Here is a 16462-nt window from a genome sequence, read left to right on the forward strand (position 1 = left end):
CACAAAAACTTTCGCAGTCTGAAATGTATGCCAATGTTCAGGTCCATTCGAAACGCAATTTACTCTGTATACTGTATACGTGACCAATTCCCCAAGTATATGTCGGAATTACTTTTAGAAGAAGAAGAAATGGGAGCTTTGTTTGCTGTTCGATTTCGGTATGTCATTGGATTTGCCCTCATTGCTAGTGCTTTTGCAAACCTAAGTAATATTGATACAATCTGGGGGTATTTGGTCAACTTCATTGCCATCGGTTTCTATTTTATGAATACATTTGTACATTTGCATATTCTGAAAAAAAAAGATAGTAAGTGGAAAACAAAATATGACTACATAAGTTTACTTGTAGACAATGTTTTGATTACAATGACCATCCTGAACTGGTATTGGATCAAAGGAGATGGGAATCCCAATTTTTTGGTGAAAACCCCCCTTATGATCTTTTATTTGTTACCTCTGTCGTTGTGTTTGTTCCAATACCGATTTTCTCTGGTTGTTTTTACCTTTCTTTGTTTTCTCATTAGTTATTATTCCTTTATTACGGTGGCCTTGCTTGATCCTGATGCACAAGTGAGTTTGGATTGGACAAGTTATGTGTTAGGTGATGAAATTATTCTTTTGGATGCACTTGTTTCCAAACCTGTGATTTTTTTGATTTTAGCATTTGCCATATCCTATGGAATTTTTCGTAGTCTCAGGATGTTATTAAAGTTTGCTGCATCTGAAACACAAAAAACAACTCTTTCTCGATACTTTTCTCCTGATTTGGTATCCGAGATCGTTTCCGATCCAGAAGTCATTGGCAAAGGAAAACGCCAAAAGGTAACGGTTCTATTTAGTGACATTAGAGGGTTTACTCAGTTTTCTGAACTTTTGGATCCCGAAGAATTATCTGTATTTTTAACAGAATTTCGTCGGAGAATGGTTCGTGTCATTTTTCAAAACAAAGGTAGTTTGGATAAATTCATTGGAGATGCTGTCATGGTTACTTTTGGAACTCCCCTTCCTTCTGAAATCCCAGGGGAAGATGTTACCAATGCTGTAAATGCAGCATACGCAATGTTAAATGAATTGAAACTTTGGAATGAGGAAAGGAAATCCCAAGGGCAAGTAGAGATAAAAATTGGAATTGGAATTCATTCTGGTGAAGTGTTTTGTGGGAGCATAGGATCAGAAGAAAGAATGGAATACACCGTTATTGGTGATACGGTCAATACGGCTTCAAGGATCGAGTCGGCGTGTAAAGAGATAGGTTCTCCGCTTCTCATTTCAGAAGTAGTATGGGAAGAAATTGGAAAACCGTCTGCATGGCATAAAAATGAAGCTGTGTTACTCCCTGGTAGGGAACAAAAAATCAATCTATATGCTTACCAAAACGTTTGAGTTAAGTATTTAGATTTAATTTGTAAACTGCTTCGTGTAAGGCGGGATTTAGTTCTGGATCAATGATATAAATCACACGTGTGGTTCCAGCCTGTAAAGCTAAATCCATAATGGCTTTTCTACGATCAATTTTGATGCTCTTTAAATCAAAGTCTGCAATTTTAAATTTGATTCCTTTTTGGAACACGGGATTGATGCTACAAATCCTTTGGAGTTTTGGTCTTGTTTGGTATCGGCCTACATCCAAAACAAGGCAGATGTCAAAGTGAGCTCGTTTTTCTGAATCCACAGAAGCTGTAATCACAAAGTCACCAAAGTTAATGATATTTTCGTTATTGGTAAGAGAACTTCCAACGTAATCAAGGAGGTGGCGAATGTTTTTGTTACTATAAGAAAAAAACGAATCGTTTAGAATCATCTTGAGTGCAGTAGAAGATTTAAAAGCAGGTCTCCACGGTTGGTTGGAAGTTAGGGATGCATATTCACTTGCCAGTGATAAAATCGCAATGTCTTCTTCAAAACTAGAAGTTGTGACATTGTTTTCTTGTAAGTGTAATTGTAATTCGATATCTTGTGTGATTCTTTCTTTTCCCACTTCTCTATTGTATTTATCACGAACTGACATGAGTTTGGTGAAAAGTGACCTTGGGTCTGGGAAGTTATTGTTCACCCCGTTGCCTCGGTATGGTCGGTGGTGGTTTAAAATCAGAGTTCGGACATGAGATTCAACTTCGGGAGCAGGGAGGGTCATTAAATAACTAATGATAGGGTGTTGTTGGACAACAGCATATTCTTCCTTTGTAAGTTTTGGAGTTTGTTTGACTTCAAGCCTTGAATATCCTACATCCATCAAATAACTTGCCATCATAAGGCTTAAGTGGTCTTTTTTATTGGATTCTTCTTTCCCTTCGTTGACAATCTTACGTGTACGAACCTTCATTCCCATTGCCACAACTGTACGTTTCGTCATAAGCTCTGATTCAACGGAAACACCTGCTACACTTAAGATTTCTAAGATATTAAAAATTCCCAATTCAAAATCAGGATTACTTGTAAAATCGGTGAGAAGTTCATTCACAGAGTTTTGTACAAACACTGCTTGGTCAGACGAAAAGGATGTTTTACGTAAATCTTCAATTAACGCCTGCGATTGTTTGGCGAAGCGAGCGGTTTTTTCAATGTCGAATAATTTTGTAGTTCGACCTGGTTCTAAGTAAGGTTTATCGGCACCATTAGGTTTTGATTTTTTTAATTCGGAAATTAAAAAGTAAACTCCTTGCATTTCAAACTTTAAAAGTTTACCAAAGTCCGCTTCCGTTGGGTTTCTTTTTTTATGAATTAAAATTTGTCCGTCTTTATTGTATAAATCGAGCGGGATGTTTTGGTTTTTTCGAAAACTATTTAAAGATTCTTCGGTTAACTCAAATTTTGCGAGCTTTTCTCTAGGTACTATATTTGTATCATTTGTGCTCATTGGAAACTATACCCATTCGACTAAAGAAACTTTATGAATGTTAAGGCGATGATGTATCTTCTTACTTAAATTGTAAATTCATTCCTTTGTTTTGAAACTCATTTTTATTTTTAGGGAATTTCCGTAAGTAGTAATCCTAATCTATAGTAGTGGATGTTCACTTTCTCGTAACAAATGTAGCCAATCAAAAAAAGATGTGTCAGGAAAGAAACATCTGTTAATATATGTTAGGTGATTTACGAACATTATCGTTTTGATTTCTCAAATTTCGAAAATTCGATGTTCGTTTTTGGAATAAAATGCTGCAAATGAGGACAAATGACTCTGATTTTTTCGTTTACAGTTTCAGGAAAAGTACGGAAAAATCTTCTCTATGAGCATTCTTACGACCAAAAAATCTTCTTATGATTTATTCAATCCAACGGAAGACCATTTAGCCTTACGACAATCCGTTGCGTCATTTGCAGAACGGGAACTAGACGAACAAGCGAAAGAGAATGATGAAACTGAATCATTTAATGAGATGTTATTCAAACGACTTGGTTCCGAACTCGGAATTTTTGGAATCACAGTACCGGAAGAAGAGGGAGGGCACGGACTTGATCCACTTGCTTCTGTCATCATCCATGAAGAGATGAGTCGTTTTGATCCAGGATTTACACTTTCCTATTTGGCTCATGAAGTTTTATTTGTGAACAATTTTTTTTATAGCTCCAATGCTTCTCAACGTAGCCGTTACCTCAGCAAAGTCATCACTGGAGAATGGATTGGTGGAATGGGAATGACGGAACCTGGTGCGGGAACTGACGTACTTGGGATGGCAACCCATGCTGTCAAAAAGGGAGATCGTTACGTCATTAACGGTGTAAAACAATACATCACAAACGGTTCCGTTGGCCAAGTTTTTGTACTTTATACAAAGTTAGATAAAAATGCAAAAAAAATGACTTCATTTGTAATCGAATCATCTTACAAAGGTTTCTCGGTTGGGAAAAAAGAAGAAAAAATGGGAATGCGTTCTTCTCCCACAACTCAACTTGTTTTTGAAGATATGGAAGTACCAGAAGAAAATCTCCTTGGAGATGAGAATGGTGCCATCACACATATGATGCGTAATTTGGAAATCGAAAGGGTGACTCTGGCGGCACAATCGCTAGGGATTGCTCGTCGTTGTGTGGACATCATGTGTGATTATACAGTCCGTCATCGAGAAGCTTTTGGAAAAAAACTCATGGAGTTTGGGCAAATCCAAAGGTTGGTTGCAGAGTCTTACGCAGATTACCAAGCAGCAAGAGCTCTTGTATACCAAGTTGCAAGTGAACTGGGACCAGATGTTCGTAATTCTCTTGGTGCAGCGTCTGCAAAACTAGTAGCAACACAAATGGCAGAACGAGTTTCAAGAAACGCCATACAAGTACTAGGTGGTTATGGTTATTGCCGAGAATACCCAGTTGAAAGGCTCCATAGGGATGCAATCCTTCTTAGCATTGGTGGTGGAACGAATGAAGCCATGCAAAAAAACATTGCAAGTGATCTCAAAAAACTTTGGTCGGAGTGATCGGTCAAATCATCTAAACTAAAACTTTTTTCCCATTCGATTTTTATGCCAGTCTACTAGTTAGATGGAAAAAGAATGGGATGTGATTGTCCTTGGCTCTGGGCTTGGAGGTCTCTCTGCTGCATTATCTTTTGCAAATAAAGGCAAGCGGGTTCTCGTGCTTGAAAAGAGTATCTCGCCTGGAGGTTCAGCCTCTAGTTTTTGGAAAAATGGATATTTGTTTGAATCTGGTGCCACAACTCTTGTTGGTTTTGAACCTGGTCTTCCCATGGATCGACTCACAAAAGAACTTGGCATCCAATTTCCAATCCTACCCATAGATAGGTCAATGGTGGTCCACCTTTGTGGAAAAACCATTGAAAGGTATAAAGATAGGACTCTATGGATCAAAGAAGCCAAGCGTATGTTTGGTGGTGGATTGCGTATGGTTTTGTTTTGGAAATTGTGTTTTTTTCTGTCCGATCAACTTTGGAGTTTGTCTGCAAGATACAAATGGTTTCCATTTCAAAACCTTCGTGAGGTTTTTATCAGTCTAAAAAAGTTTCGGCCATATGATTTGATCGTTTTTCTGTTTTCGCTTGTATCCGTACGATTTGTACAAAAATTATTTTGGTTACACAAAAATGAAGAGTGGAACCAGTTTTTGAATGAACAACTTCTCATCACAAACCAATCTGTTTCAAACAATGCACCTTTTGCCATGGCAGCGGCTGGACTTACCTATCCTAATTTACAAAATTATATAGTGAGTGGTGGCATGTTGGAACTATCCCAAACACTCATCAAACGATTACGGGAATTGGGAGGAGAGTTCCTTCCAAAACAAGAAGTGAGCCACTTAACCAAAAAGGTTTGGGAAAATCTTTCTGAACACTTCAATCAAGAAAGGTTAGGTGGTCGTTACTACTTTCCATCTAATCCTAAAACGATTTGGGAAGTGAAAACAAAAAATATAGACCATTCAGTTTTTTGTGCACCTATCCTCGTATCAAACCTTCCGATTTGGAACCTGGTCACAATGACTAAAAGTTTACCAAAATTAGAAAACAAGGCAAATGGAATGGAAAAAGGGATATGGGGAGCCTTTACCATGGGAATTGCCATCCAAGTAGGTTCTCTGGAACATTCTCTTCAAAAGGAATGCCTCCACCACCAAATCCATTTAGAATCACCTCTTCCCCACGGAGGAGGGCGATCAGTCTTTGTATCCATTTCACACCCTGAAGACAAACTCCGATCCAAAGATGGAATTCGGATTTTATCAGTTTCGACTCATTTAGAAAATCCTGAGAATTGGAAACGTGACAAAGACTACCAGATTCGGAAAAAAGAAATCGAATCCGTGATTCTATCTGCTTTGGAAAAAAACTTTGATTGGTTCAAACTTACGAATATCCAGTTTTATCATTCTGCAACACCTGTTACGTGGCAAACCTGGACAGGTCGCAAATGGGGACGTGTGGGAGGAATCCCTTCCGTTTATTTTTTTAATCCTTTTCGAATGGTATCCAATCGATCGGAAGATCCTAGTCTTTTACTGACAGGTGACACAGTGTATCCAGGTCAGGGGATTCCTGCCGTTGTGCTTGGTGGACTCAATGCCGTGGAACAATATGAATCCCGAAAGTTCGGTTGATTTCCGAACCGAATCCTAGAGCCTGGGCGAAACGATGGTTCGCCTTCCAAAGATTCACATCAAAGTGCCAGGAACTTCTGCTAATTTAGGTCCTGGGTTTGACCTCATGGGCCTTGCCCTTGACATCCATAATGAATTCGAATTTCAATTTTCAAAGGAAATTACAGAAACCAAAACCGAATTGAAAAACGGAAAAACTTTACCTTTCTCCAAAAAAGAAGATTTGGTTTTGTCGTCTTATTTGTCTTATTTTTCCAAATTTGCGAAGAATCTCACACCTCCACCTTATCACTGTAAAATGACATTGGCATTACCTTTAAAGGGAGGGCTTGGGTCTAGTGCATCCGCGATTGTTGCTGGACTCTGTTTAGCCAAAGAAGTCCACAAAAGATTAAGTACCGAATCTTTACCAACAGAACAAGAGTTCACTCAATTCTTAGCAGAATTTGAAGGCCATCCTGACAATACACTTCCTGCATACCTTGGTGGATTCGTTTTCGCTTACTCTACGTTTGGTGAGACATTACGTTATTTTCGAAAAAAGTTCCCATCTTCTGTTTCCATTTTTGTCCTCACACCTGAGTATTCCGTTTCTACAGAAGAATCGAGAAAAACTCTACCTAAGTCATATGTGACCTCTGATGTGATATTTAACCTTTCACGAATTGGGGCATGGATGCATTTTTTGGATAAACGTAAGTTTGGTGACCTGCTTGTTGGATTGGAAGACAAGATGCATACTCCTTATCGAATTCCAAACTCATCTCCACTTTTTCCTTTAGCTGATACGTTAAAACAAGAAGGGATTGGGTATTGTTTGTCAGGTTCTGGTCCAAGTTTACTTATTTTTTTAGAACGAAAGGCCTTAAAATCAAAATTAAATGAATTGGAATCAAAAGTTTCAAAGATCATGAAGGAATCTGGGATCACGTATCAATTTCGTAGGGTTAAACCTGATGGAATCGGAGTTCGAATCAAAATGAAATGAGTTCACTCTCAAACCTCTGATAGGTTAGGTGAATTGTTTTTCGGAGTTTATTCTTCTTCTGCTCCTTCCTCTTTTCCGAATCCATAAACATCACCTCGAAATCTCACTTTTCGGTTGATCCCCGGTTGTATTTTACCAACTTCAAAGGTAAACTTCATTCTTTCTTTTCCTGAGCGATTGAAATAAAAGGAAGATGTGAGTGAAATCTCGATAAAATTTACCATTCTATCTTTTGTAATTTTATCAGAGATCCTAAATTCAGCAGGGTGTCCAATGATCTCATAAGAATCAAAGGTTTCTTTGGATTCCATTTTTCCATAATGTTCCATTCTTGGAGGTTTATAAAAACTGGGTCCATTTTTTAAAACGGTAATCGTATAATCTTCGCTATCTCTACTTTTTTTGAATTGGAAAATCAAATGATCTTCCGTGATGGCATTACAACGTGTTGCCAATTGTCCTGTTTTACAACCAACATGGAAACTTGCAAATCTAGAAAGTTCATCGACTACTAAATCATATTTATCACCCGTTTGGACAGGGATAAATCGATCTGATTCCTTTCGCATAAAAATGGGATGGATGAATTGGTTGTACACAACTAATCCCAGTCCTAAAATGGAGATTGTAAGCACACCACTGAGGACTAGGACAAAACTATCTAAAATGGCAATGCTTAAAAACAAAATTACCTTTTTGTATCAACCTTATGGCTCTTTGTTTCCGGTAGAGGTGTCCTTGTCACAAGTGATAGAAGGTCCTTCACTTCCTCTGGAGAAATGATTTGGTTCAATTTTTCTTCTAGGGAAGCTGGTGTCGGTTTTAAAACCAAATCCTCAGGTTTTACTTTCGATTCTGATTTAGTTTTGGCTTCGTTTCCAGCCACTTCGTTGTTCGTTTTTTTAGGGAAAGATTCCTTTCCTTCCTCCGACTGTTTTCCCGTTTGTGTGGGAAGGGTGGGGGGAATGGATAGGCCAGGATTCCCTTGGATATTAATTGTATTCATAGTTCCCAAACCTCCGTGTTCAGGATCGGCAATTGAAGAAAAAACTTTCCTTTTCCCTCCCTCAGATTTTCGGTCAAATCGTGGTTCGCTTTAGCGAAAATCGAAACATTTTTTAGGATTTTTCCGTTTGATTGCCCGCTTTATGGCCGGGAAGCTGGCAGAGATGGAAAATAATTTTAAATCGTGGATGGCTTCGCCCATCTCTAAAATCTTTATAGGGACCAATTTGGTCTTTGCCGTGCTTTTTTTAGTCAGTGTTCCTTCTTTTGTGAAAGAATACATCACCCAAGATGCAGTGAGTATCGGTGGAAAAAAATACGACTTGAGTGACGTGAAAGACTCCTCACCGATTGCATATTCCAAATTCCAATCTGAATACAAAGCCCTTCTCAAAAATACCTTTGGTGAATTTGCTCAGGACAAATTATTTGAATTAGTCGCAAAAGATAAAAACATCAAACCTTCTGAAGTTTTAAATGAAGGATTGGTTTTAAGAGAACCTTCGGAAGAAGAAATCTTAAACGTATATATGTCTAACAAAGCACAGTTAGGTGGGAAATCTCTCGCTGAAACAAAAGATAAAATTGTTGGATTTTTAAAAAACCAACAAGAACAAGAACATAGCAGAAACAAATACCGTGAGATCATCACGAAATACCCAGTTGATTTTTTAATCAAAGAACCTGAATCAATCCGAGTGACTGTGGATGAAAAAAACAATCCAAGTATGGGACCAAAAGATGCGAAGATTACAGTGATTGAATTTTCAGACTTTGAATGTCCATTCTGCAAACGAAGCCAAGATGTGAATCGCCAACTCCGAGAAAAATACAAAGGGCAAATCCGTTGGGTATTCCGTGATTTCCCTCTTCCATTCCACCAAGACGCAATGTATGCTCATATGGCTGCAAACTGTTCCATCGAAGAAGGAAAGTATTGGGATGTTTTTAATGTTTTATTTGATAACAGCGGTAATTTGAGTAAATCAAATGTAGATTCGTTGGTATTAAAAACAGGATTATCCAAAGACAAATACCAAACTTGTATGAAAGACCAATCAAAATTAAAAAGTGAAATCGATGCCGATATCCAAGATGGACAAAAAGTAGGAGTCAGTGGAACACCTGCATTTTTTATCAATGGGATCTTTGTATCGGGTGCCTTACCATTTGAAAACTTCGATGAGATCATCCAAAAAGAACTGAAACAATAAAGGATTATAAACCAAAAAGGAAAAATTATATGAGCAAAAAAGTAAAAGTTGCTGTCACAGGTGCTGCCGGGCAAATCGGATACGCACTCTTATTTCGTATCGCTTCAGGACAAATGTTTGGACCTGACACAGCTGTCGAACTCCAGTTGTTAGAATTGGAACAAGCGCTCCCTGCAGCGAAAGGTGTCATCATGGAATTGGATGACTGTGCGTTCCCATTACTCGAAAAAGTATCAGTGACTTCTAACTTAGATGAAGCATTCCGTGATATCAATTGGGCTCTTCTCGTAGGTTCTGTTCCTAGAAAAGCTGGAATGGAACGTGGTGACCTTCTCAAAATCAATGGTGGTATTTTTACAACCCAAGGGAAAGCGATCGAAAAAAATGCAGCAAGTGATGTAAGAGTTCTTGTTGTAGGTAACCCATGTAACACAAACGCACTCATTGCAATGAATAATGCAAAAGGTGTTCCGTCTGACAGATGGTTTGCGATGACAGGACTTGATGAAAATCGTGCAAAAACTCAATTGGCACAAAAAGCGGGAGTTCTTGTAAAAGATGTTTCCAATGTAGCAATTTGGGGTAACCATTCAGCGACTCAATACCCTGACTTTTATAATGCAAAAATCAAAGGAAAACCTGCAACTGACCTGATCAGTGACGAAGCTTGGTTAAAGGGAGATTTTATCTCTACTGTGCAAAAACGTGGAGCTGCGATCATTGCTGCAAGAGGAGCTTCTTCCGCTGCTTCTGCTGCCAATGCAGTGGTCGACACAGTGCATAACATTGTGACACCAACAAAACCTGGAGATTGGTTCAGTGCCGCTTGTCATTCCAATGGTGAGTATGGTGTAGACAAAGGTCTTATCTTTGGATACCCACTCAAATCTGATGGTAAAAAAGTAGAGATCGTAACAGGTCTTGAGATCAATTCTTTCGGTAAGGAAAAATTTGATATCACTCACAATGAATTAAAAGAAGAAAGAAACGAAGTAAAAGATATGTTAGGTTAATTTCAAAAACAGATTTTCCCTACAGAATTGACTTGTAGGGATTTTTTCTGACTTCGAAGCCCACTTGGTGAAATAGTTCCAGTGGGCTTTTTTTATGATTATTTGGTACAAGAGTTTTGGTATTTCCGAAAAACAAAGTATCTTAGTTCCACTTCCTTCATTCCGAATCCATAATTTGGACAAATTGATTTGGGTCTTCGAAAAATGGCAAATGGCCACAGTGGTCTAGAACTGTTCGTTTCACATCTGGAAATCTTTCGATGATTGTATCCCATGTATAATAAGGAGCCACTTGGAAATCATACTTTCCTAATATGAGTTGGATTGGAAGTTTTAAGGTCGATAGGTAATTTTCGACATTGATCTCGACAAAAACTTTCCCAAACAAATAATCAAACGCTAGTTTGTTGGTTCCGATTCCTTCCCATAATTGAGTGGAATCCATTTTTAAATCATAAAAACCGAGTGCATCCTGGCTTACACAATACAAATTGAAAAAGTTCCGAAGGCCATCTGGATGAGACTCAATTTGTTTTTGGAAATTGGTTTGGAGTTGTATGTGTTTTTCTTTTCTCTCTTCACTTGCGAAAGTTGCAAAGTAAGTTTCCCGTTCCAAAAGGGGGGCTCCATGGTTTGGTCCTGTTGCTACCATCACGAGTTTAGTAACACGATTTGGGTATTTTTTTGCATAAGTTAGAGCCATGTAACCGTGGCCTGAGTGGCCAAGAATCGTACAAGCTGGGATTTGGAGATGGTTTTGGAAGAAATGAAAATCATCCAATACCACATCCAAATCATACGTGGATTCGTTTTCAGGAGTTGATTCAATACGGTTCGCAAATCCTCTATGGTCCACAACAGTGATGTGATACTTGGATGCCATCGTTTCAGGGATCACCCTTGGGTAGTACAAAGCACTTCCGAGCCAATAGAGGTTTGGTCCTTTCGTATTGTTTTGTGCGATTAAAAAATCAAATCCATCCCTTTGGATTGTCTGATAGTTCCATTCCATAACATTCCCTCCGAATTAATGTAGTGAATCTCTATTTTTTATATAGTTGCAACATACAACCATATAGTTGCAGTATGCAACTAAAATACTTGTCAAAAACGATATTTAATTTAAATTGGGGGAATGAATGAAATTTTTTCCTATTTAGGCATTCACTTAAGTGAAACTTTACTCCAGATGCGGAAGTTTCTCGCATACGAGTTTGAAACGAATCGAGTAGGGATGCGATTTGAAGAATGGATCCAACTGATTCCTCTAATGGAAAAGGAAAGTTTGAACCAAAAAACCTTAAGTGACCGATTGGCCAAAGATAAAACCACAATCTCTAGGTTAGTTGATAGTTGGGTAAAAAAGGGATGGGTCAAACGAATCCAATCGATTGAAGACAAACGAAGTTTTAGTTTAAAATTAACAACTAAAGGGAAATCCATATGGGAGAAGGGGATTCCTGTTGTCAGAGAAGCGGATTTAGTCTTTAAAAAAAATCTGAGTGAGGAAAATGAAAAAGAATTATTTGTAACTCTTTTTAAGATTCAAACTTCGATTCAGTTTGCAGAAACAAAAAACGTTCCTTATTAGAACTATCCAAAACCTTCTTAGGGGAAACAAAACCCAAACTGATGGCCAAGTTTTCTAATTCTTGGATGTAAGTCGGATGGGTTTCCATTAGAAACCAACCACCTGGTTTTAATCTTCTCTTAACGGAATCAAATAAATCGCGATGGAAAGAGAGGATATCAGAAACAAACAATGCTAAATGGGGTTCATACTCCAAAACATCAGGCATAATGTCTTTTTTTTCCGATTCTGGGATATAGGGAGGGTTTGAAACAATCACATCAAAACGTAAATCATTGGGAAGTGAATTGTCCAGACTCGAAACATAAAACTGAACATCTGTTAGTTTGTATTTGTCAGCGTTTGATTTACTGGTTTCGATTGCTTTTTCTGAAATATCAGATAACACAACAAGGTTCGGTTTTAGAAGTTGTGATAAACTGAGGCCAATACAACCACTTCCCGAACACAAATCCCAAATTTGTATTCCATCTGGAAATGCATTTGTGAGTGTTTCTTTTTGTTTAAAAAGGTAATCTACAAGTTCTTCCGTTTCTGGCCTTGGGATGAGAACATCTTCTGATACAAAGTATTCAAATTGATGGAACCCTTTTTTCCCTGTGATGTAAGCTACGGGTTTTCGTTTGCTTCGTTCTACAATCCTTTCTCTGTACAAATCAATTTCTTTTTGAGATAGAGGCATTTCGAATTGGGAATAGAGTTTGATACGAGGTAAACCAAGTAGGTCAGAGAGAAGCCATTCAGCATCGACACGTGGGTTTGGAATTTCCTTTTTTTCCAGAAATTCTGTGGAACGTTTGAGATAATAAAGTAAGGTTCCTGGTTGTTCCGCCATAATGTTTGCCCCCAACAGGATTCGAACCTGTGTCCCCAGTTTAGGAAACTAGTGCTCTATCCACCTGAGCTATGGGAGCTTTTACGTAGGTTTACGTTTCTGATTCACTATCCTTTGGAAATCGGAGATATTGTGAATAACAATTTTATCTGGGTAGAGGTCAAGTTTCCCAGTTTTTACATATTGCATGAGGACTTTTTGGACTTCTCCCACAGGTTGGGCACACCAATTGGCAATGTCATCCACTGTTGCAGAAAGGATGATTTCGTTATAAACATCATTATTATACTGCTTCTCGTATAACATCACAAAGACGTCACAAACTTTTCCTACAATGTCATCCATTAGGAGGATCATAAGTCGTCTTTTTTGGTCATAAATCCGGAAGGAAAAGATATGTAATAATTTCATCGCGAGTGCAGGGTTTTTGGTCATGAGCATCTCAAAGTTTGCACGATTGAAATTGAGTGCTTTGACTTCCGTCACAGCAATGGCAGTAGCAGACCTTGGCTGTTCTTCCAAAATCGCCATCTCTCCCAAAATATCACCGGCTTCCAAGACATCTAAGGTTTTGATACTTGTGCCTATGGTTTTAGTGATTTTGACTTTTCCTTCTTTAATGAGGTAAAAATCGTTCCCAGGTTCGTATTCACAAAATAAAACTTCGTTTGGTTGGAATACTTTTCCAAATTTCCCAAACATTGCTTCTAACATTTGGTCGTTCACTATCTACCTCCTTTGAGTTTGGATTTGGCATCTTCTGAGATACTGTCATCCATAGGAGGCATTTGTGTTACCTTTTGGAACAATTGTTTTGCTTTTTCTTTATCCCCTGAGGCCTCTGTTGCGAGAGCCAAATGGTAAAGGTTTTCTTTGAGCAGTAGTCCTTTTGGGTAACGTTTGATAAAACTGGAAAAATGAGAAATAGCACTTGGATAATCTTTTGCTTTAAAACTAGATTTGCCCATGTAAAAAAGAGAATTTTCAACAAACTGTTCTTCTTCTTGGGTCACTGAATCCGTTCTGTCAGATACAGTTTTGAAGAGTTCAATCGCATCTGCATACTTACCTGCATTCATAAGAGTGGATGCTTTATCATATTGAGAAAGAATGGAATTTGGATCTACACTGGAAGTGGCAGTTGGTGATTGGACTGCCATCGTTTTTAACATCTCTTGGAGTTTCCCTGTTTGGGATCCAGGCTCAGGTTTATAAACTAACTCTTGTATGGTGAGAGGGAATGGTGTTTTTTTGCGAGCTAAGTCTAAAAGTTGTTTGGCTCGGTCTAAGTACATTCCGTCCGGATAATGTTGGATGTATTTCTCAAATGCATACGCTGCATGGTCAAAGTTACCATTTTTATAAAAAACTTCGGCTACGTTCATTAGCTCAAAAGCTGGGTTCTTTGCTTCCCCTTGTCCGAGGATTTCCCTAACCTGTCTGTGCACTTGCCTCAGTTGGCTTGAGAACACTTTGAGCATTTTGATGATGAGATGGGTTTTGTCTGAGACAAATTTTTCGAATTCAGGCACTTTGAAGACTAGAACCGTTGCAGCTCCAATCACTTGTGCTGTTTCTTCCCTAGGGTAACGACCAATGGCACTCTTCACTCCAAAAAACTCACCGAGTTTCACATCCTCTTTGAGTTCCACTCCATTGATATTGGTGTAAGTTAGTACAACTCGGCCTTTTTGTAGTACAAAGATATCCTCTGCCTTGTCTTTTTCAAAATAGACAATGGAACCACCTTTATAATTACGTACTATGGGACCTGACACTCATGCCTCGCTTGGGCTTCATTTTTAAAAATTAGGTAAAAAAGCCAAACTCTTTTTGTAACCGACACTGTCAGAAACTTGTTTCATGAGTTTTTTTGGTGAACCCGCAACCAACTTGTTTTTTCCTTCGATCGAAATTTCTTCTGTACCCAATCCAAACTCTTGGAAGAGTGACAAAAATTCAAGTGATCCATAAATGGGATAACCATCGATGACAACTAAATCAATGTGTTTCCAATGAAGTTCTGATACATTTAAATCAGAAGTTTTTTTCTCATCACTGATCACTACAAAATCACAATTTAACCCAGGCATAAGAGCATTTGGATTTCCCATCCGAAAGGCTTTTCTTGGATTTTCTGTTATCATTTGTATTAATGTTTCTTCCGGAAGTTCTTCACCATATAATCCAAAATAAATGGATTTTGCTGTTTTTAATTCTTCCAATAAATGATTGGATCCACTTGGGGAAGAATCTGTCCCCAAACAAACGTTAACGCCTCGTTCTAAAAAGAGTTTGATATTGGTAGTTTTTCCAAAAATATGAAGGTTTGAAGTAGGACACCAAACTATGGATGCACCTTTTTCTGCAATTTTATCGGCTTCTTTTGGTCCAAATGGCAAACAATGAACCAGTACTGAATGTGGACCAAGTGCATCCATTTTTTCTAAAGTGCGAAGGGAATGTTTGGAATCATCATCTAATCCTTCTGCTAAGTGAGTGACAAAAGGAAGGTTTGCATGTTCTGCCATTCTATATTCTAATGCAGGGCCTTCTCCCCAGTCCAAACTATAATTCCCAACCGAATGTGCTAAGGTATAATCCGATATCAATTTAACAGGTAAAATTCCTCGAAATGGGTTTTGTACAAAATGAGGAATGTGATCAAATACAGATGTAACACCTGCAAATAAGTTTTTGTAAGCACCAAGGTAGTATAAAATTTCTGGATCAATTTGTTGGCGTTCAGCAAACACGCCTGAACTTTTATACAAATTATCATAGGATAACCATGAAAGGTGTTTTTCTGTCCCACCTACTTTGGGTAAGTAACTCGCAAGTAAATGGTCATGCGAATTGATAAATCCAGGATAAAGTTTTTTCCCTTGTAAGGAAAGAGTGAACATATCCTTGTTAGGTGTTATAAAGTCTTCGATACTTGTGATTTTTTCACCCGTAAATAAAAGATCTTTTGATTCCATTTTTCCATTTCGGAATAGGGAAGCGGATTGTAATAAAATAGGTCGGGTCATTCAAATCCCCTTTGTAAGATAAGTTCAGGATTCAAATTGGTTTTGTTTTGATTGATTTGGAAATACAACCCTTTGTCTTTTGATAAAATTCCCAATCGATCTTTTGCGTTCACTTGTTGGCCTTCTGTGACTTGGATCCTTTCTAAATTTCCGTAAACGGAATAAAGTCCGTTTTCATGTTCTAATATCACAAAGTTTTCATACCCATCCATATAATCTACATGTACGACCTTTCCTGAAAAACTAGCACGGACAAGAGAGGAACTCCCCCTTTGGAATTGAATTCCTTTATAAGGGTCATACGTAAGTTCAGAAAACTTCTTTTGGATTTTTTCTTTTTGTCCAAGAGGGAAGGCGATGATCTCTTTTATCTTTGTTTCAGACGAAATGGATTTGGTTTCCTTATCTCTTGGGATAAGTAATTTTTCATTTTCGAACAAATTTTCGGAAGTGGTCCTTCCATTTAACTTTGCCAAGGTTTCGGCTGGAACTTTCATTTTACGAGCAATTCCATACCAAGAATCACCTTTAACAACTCGGTATGTCACTTGGTTTGAATGGTTTGGAGTTTGTTTTTGGATTTGTTTGGAAAGGATGGGGAAGGTGATGAGTACCAAACCAAAACTGAATATGATGCCATGTTTTCGCATAATTCCCTAAGGCAAGTATCGACATGAAAAAGCGGGAGGGCAATAAAAAAGGCGGGAGAAACCCGCCTTTTCCAAAACCAAAC

General features: G+C 38.2%; 16 protein-coding genes and 1 tRNA gene. 7 read left to right on the forward strand and 10 right to left on the reverse strand.

What is annotated here, in order from left to right:
* Positions 1 to 33: 33 nt before the first annotated feature.
* Positions 34 to 1383, forward strand: coding sequence for an adenylate/guanylate cyclase domain-containing protein (locus tag DI076_RS00315; protein WP_174704994.1), 1350 nt, complete (start codon positions 34 to 36; stop codon positions 1381 to 1383).
* A 1-nt stretch (position 1384) separates the two neighbouring features.
* Here the strand turns inward: DI076_RS00315 and DI076_RS00320 are convergent, their stop codons facing one another.
* The gene (locus tag DI076_RS00320; protein WP_108958077.1) at positions 1385 to 2857 is read right to left on the reverse strand and encodes an HD domain-containing phosphohydrolase; all 1473 of its coding nucleotides are present in this window, start codon (positions 2855 to 2857) and stop codon (positions 1385 to 1387) included.
* A gap of 373 nt (positions 2858 to 3230) precedes the next feature.
* Here DI076_RS00320 and DI076_RS00325 point away from each other — a divergent pair, with 373 nt between their 5' ends.
* From DI076_RS00325 to thrB, 3 genes are all read left to right on the forward strand, one after another.
* On the forward strand, positions 3231 to 4415 hold the full coding sequence (locus DI076_RS00325) for an acyl-CoA dehydrogenase family protein (RefSeq protein WP_108958078.1): 1185 nt from the start codon (positions 3231 to 3233) through the stop codon (positions 4413 to 4415).
* A gap of 64 nt (positions 4416 to 4479) precedes the next feature.
* On the forward strand, positions 4480 to 6051 hold the full coding sequence (locus tag DI076_RS00330) for a phytoene desaturase family protein (RefSeq protein ID WP_108958079.1): 1572 nt from the start codon (positions 4480 to 4482) through the stop codon (positions 6049 to 6051).
* A 34-nt stretch (positions 6052 to 6085) separates the two neighbouring features.
* On the forward strand, positions 6086 to 7039 hold the full coding sequence (gene thrB, locus DI076_RS00335) for a homoserine kinase (RefSeq protein WP_108958080.1): 954 nt from the start codon (positions 6086 to 6088) through the stop codon (positions 7037 to 7039).
* A 47-nt stretch (positions 7040 to 7086) separates the two neighbouring features.
* Here thrB and DI076_RS00340 read toward each other — a convergent pair whose 3' ends face one another.
* A complete protein-coding gene (locus DI076_RS00340; RefSeq protein WP_108958081.1) occupies positions 7087 to 7725 on the reverse strand; it encodes a hypothetical protein in 639 nt (212 codons plus the stop codon).
* Between the two features lie 2 nt (positions 7726 to 7727).
* Positions 7728 to 8045 carry a hypothetical protein gene (locus DI076_RS00345; RefSeq protein WP_108958082.1) on the reverse strand — a complete coding sequence of 106 codons (318 nt, stop codon included), beginning with the start codon at positions 8043 to 8045 and terminating at the stop codon, positions 7728 to 7730.
* 163 nt (positions 8046 to 8208) lie between these two features.
* Between DI076_RS00345 and DI076_RS00350 the strand changes: the two genes are divergently transcribed.
* The gene (locus tag DI076_RS00350; RefSeq protein ID WP_108958142.1) at positions 8209 to 9258 is read left to right on the forward strand and encodes a DsbA family protein; all 1050 of its coding nucleotides are present in this window, start codon (positions 8209 to 8211) and stop codon (positions 9256 to 9258) included.
* Positions 9259 to 9287: 29 nt separating this feature from the next.
* Complete coding sequence (locus DI076_RS00355) at positions 9288 to 10271, forward strand: malate dehydrogenase (RefSeq protein WP_108958083.1); 984 nt, start codon at positions 9288 to 9290, stop codon at positions 10269 to 10271.
* A gap of 157 nt (positions 10272 to 10428) precedes the next feature.
* Here the strand turns inward: DI076_RS00355 and DI076_RS00365 are convergent, their stop codons facing one another.
* Positions 10429 to 11283, reverse strand: a complete 855-nt coding sequence (locus DI076_RS00365; protein WP_108958085.1) for an alpha/beta hydrolase — start codon at positions 11281 to 11283, stop codon at positions 10429 to 10431.
* A 123-nt stretch (positions 11284 to 11406) separates the two neighbouring features.
* Here DI076_RS00365 and DI076_RS00370 point away from each other — a divergent pair, with 123 nt between their 5' ends.
* Entirely contained in the window at positions 11407 to 11862 is a 456-nt protein-coding gene (locus tag DI076_RS00370; protein ID WP_108958086.1) for a MarR family winged helix-turn-helix transcriptional regulator, read from the forward strand.
* Here DI076_RS00370 and prmC read toward each other — a convergent pair.
* From prmC to DI076_RS00400, 6 genes are all read right to left on the reverse strand, one after another.
* Entirely contained in the window at positions 11810 to 12697 is an 888-nt protein-coding gene (gene prmC / locus DI076_RS00375; RefSeq protein WP_108958087.1) for a peptide chain release factor N(5)-glutamine methyltransferase, read from the reverse strand. The genes DI076_RS00370 and prmC overlap by 53 nt on opposite strands.
* A gap of 6 nt (positions 12698 to 12703) precedes the next feature.
* Positions 12704 to 12776 (reverse strand) — tRNA-Arg (locus DI076_RS00380).
* 2 nt (positions 12777 to 12778) lie between these two features.
* Positions 12779 to 13411: a Crp/Fnr family transcriptional regulator gene (locus DI076_RS00385; RefSeq protein WP_039928954.1), complete on the reverse strand. Its 633-nt coding sequence runs from the start codon at positions 13409 to 13411 to the stop codon at positions 12779 to 12781.
* Between the two features lie 11 nt (positions 13412 to 13422).
* Entirely contained in the window at positions 13423 to 14475 is a 1053-nt protein-coding gene (locus DI076_RS00390) for a tetratricopeptide repeat protein (protein WP_100727608.1), read from the reverse strand.
* Between the two features lie 24 nt (positions 14476 to 14499).
* Complete coding sequence (locus tag DI076_RS00395; protein WP_108958088.1) at positions 14500 to 15729, reverse strand: amidohydrolase family protein; 1230 nt, start codon at positions 15727 to 15729, stop codon at positions 14500 to 14502.
* Positions 15726 to 16379: an LIC_10271 family cell wall hydrolase gene (locus tag DI076_RS00400; RefSeq protein ID WP_108958089.1), complete on the reverse strand. Its 654-nt coding sequence runs from the start codon at positions 16377 to 16379 to the stop codon at positions 15726 to 15728. The genes DI076_RS00395 and DI076_RS00400 overlap by 4 nt, the downstream gene beginning before the upstream one ends.
* Positions 16380 to 16462 lie beyond the last annotated feature (83 nt).

Origin of the sequence: Leptospira ellinghausenii (assembly GCF_003114815.1) — a bacterium.
GTDB classification, from domain to species: domain Bacteria; phylum Spirochaetota; class Leptospiria; order Leptospirales; family Leptospiraceae; genus Leptospira_A; species Leptospira_A ellinghausenii.

Bases quoted from the DNA above. Each gene is read 5' to 3' on its own strand.
- DI076_RS00315 (WP_174704994.1), top strand. From the start codon at position 34: ATGTTCAGGTCCATTCGAAACGCAATTTACTCTGTATACTGTATACGT.
- DI076_RS00320 (WP_108958077.1), bottom strand. From the start codon at position 2,857: ATGAGCACAAATGATACAAATATAGTACCTAGAGAAAAGCTCGCAAAA.
- DI076_RS00325 (WP_108958078.1), top strand. From the start codon at position 3,231: ATGAGCATTCTTACGACCAAAAAATCTTCTTATGATTTATTCAATCCA.
- DI076_RS00330 (WP_108958079.1), top strand. From the start codon at position 4,480: ATGGAAAAAGAATGGGATGTGATTGTCCTTGGCTCTGGGCTTGGAGGT.
- thrB (WP_108958080.1), top strand. From the start codon at position 6,086: ATGGTTCGCCTTCCAAAGATTCACATCAAAGTGCCAGGAACTTCTGCT.
- DI076_RS00345 (WP_108958082.1), bottom strand. From the start codon at position 8,045: ATGAATACAATTAATATCCAAGGGAATCCTGGCCTATCCATTCCCCCC.
- DI076_RS00350 (WP_108958142.1), top strand. From the start codon at position 8,209: ATGGAAAATAATTTTAAATCGTGGATGGCTTCGCCCATCTCTAAAATC.
- DI076_RS00355 (WP_108958083.1), top strand. From the start codon at position 9,288: ATGAGCAAAAAAGTAAAAGTTGCTGTCACAGGTGCTGCCGGGCAAATC.
- DI076_RS00365 (WP_108958085.1), bottom strand. From the start codon at position 11,283: ATGGAATGGAACTATCAGACAATCCAAAGGGATGGATTTGATTTTTTA.
- DI076_RS00370 (WP_108958086.1), top strand. From the start codon at position 11,407: ATGAATGAAATTTTTTCCTATTTAGGCATTCACTTAAGTGAAACTTTA.
- prmC (WP_108958087.1), bottom strand. From the start codon at position 12,697: ATGGCGGAACAACCAGGAACCTTACTTTATTATCTCAAACGTTCCACA.
- DI076_RS00385 (WP_039928954.1), bottom strand. From the start codon at position 13,411: ATGTTAGAAGCAATGTTTGGGAAATTTGGAAAAGTATTCCAACCAAAC.
- DI076_RS00395 (WP_108958088.1), bottom strand. From the start codon at position 15,729: ATGACCCGACCTATTTTATTACAATCCGCTTCCCTATTCCGAAATGGA.
- DI076_RS00400 (WP_108958089.1), bottom strand. From the start codon at position 16,379: ATGCGAAAACATGGCATCATATTCAGTTTTGGTTTGGTACTCATCACC.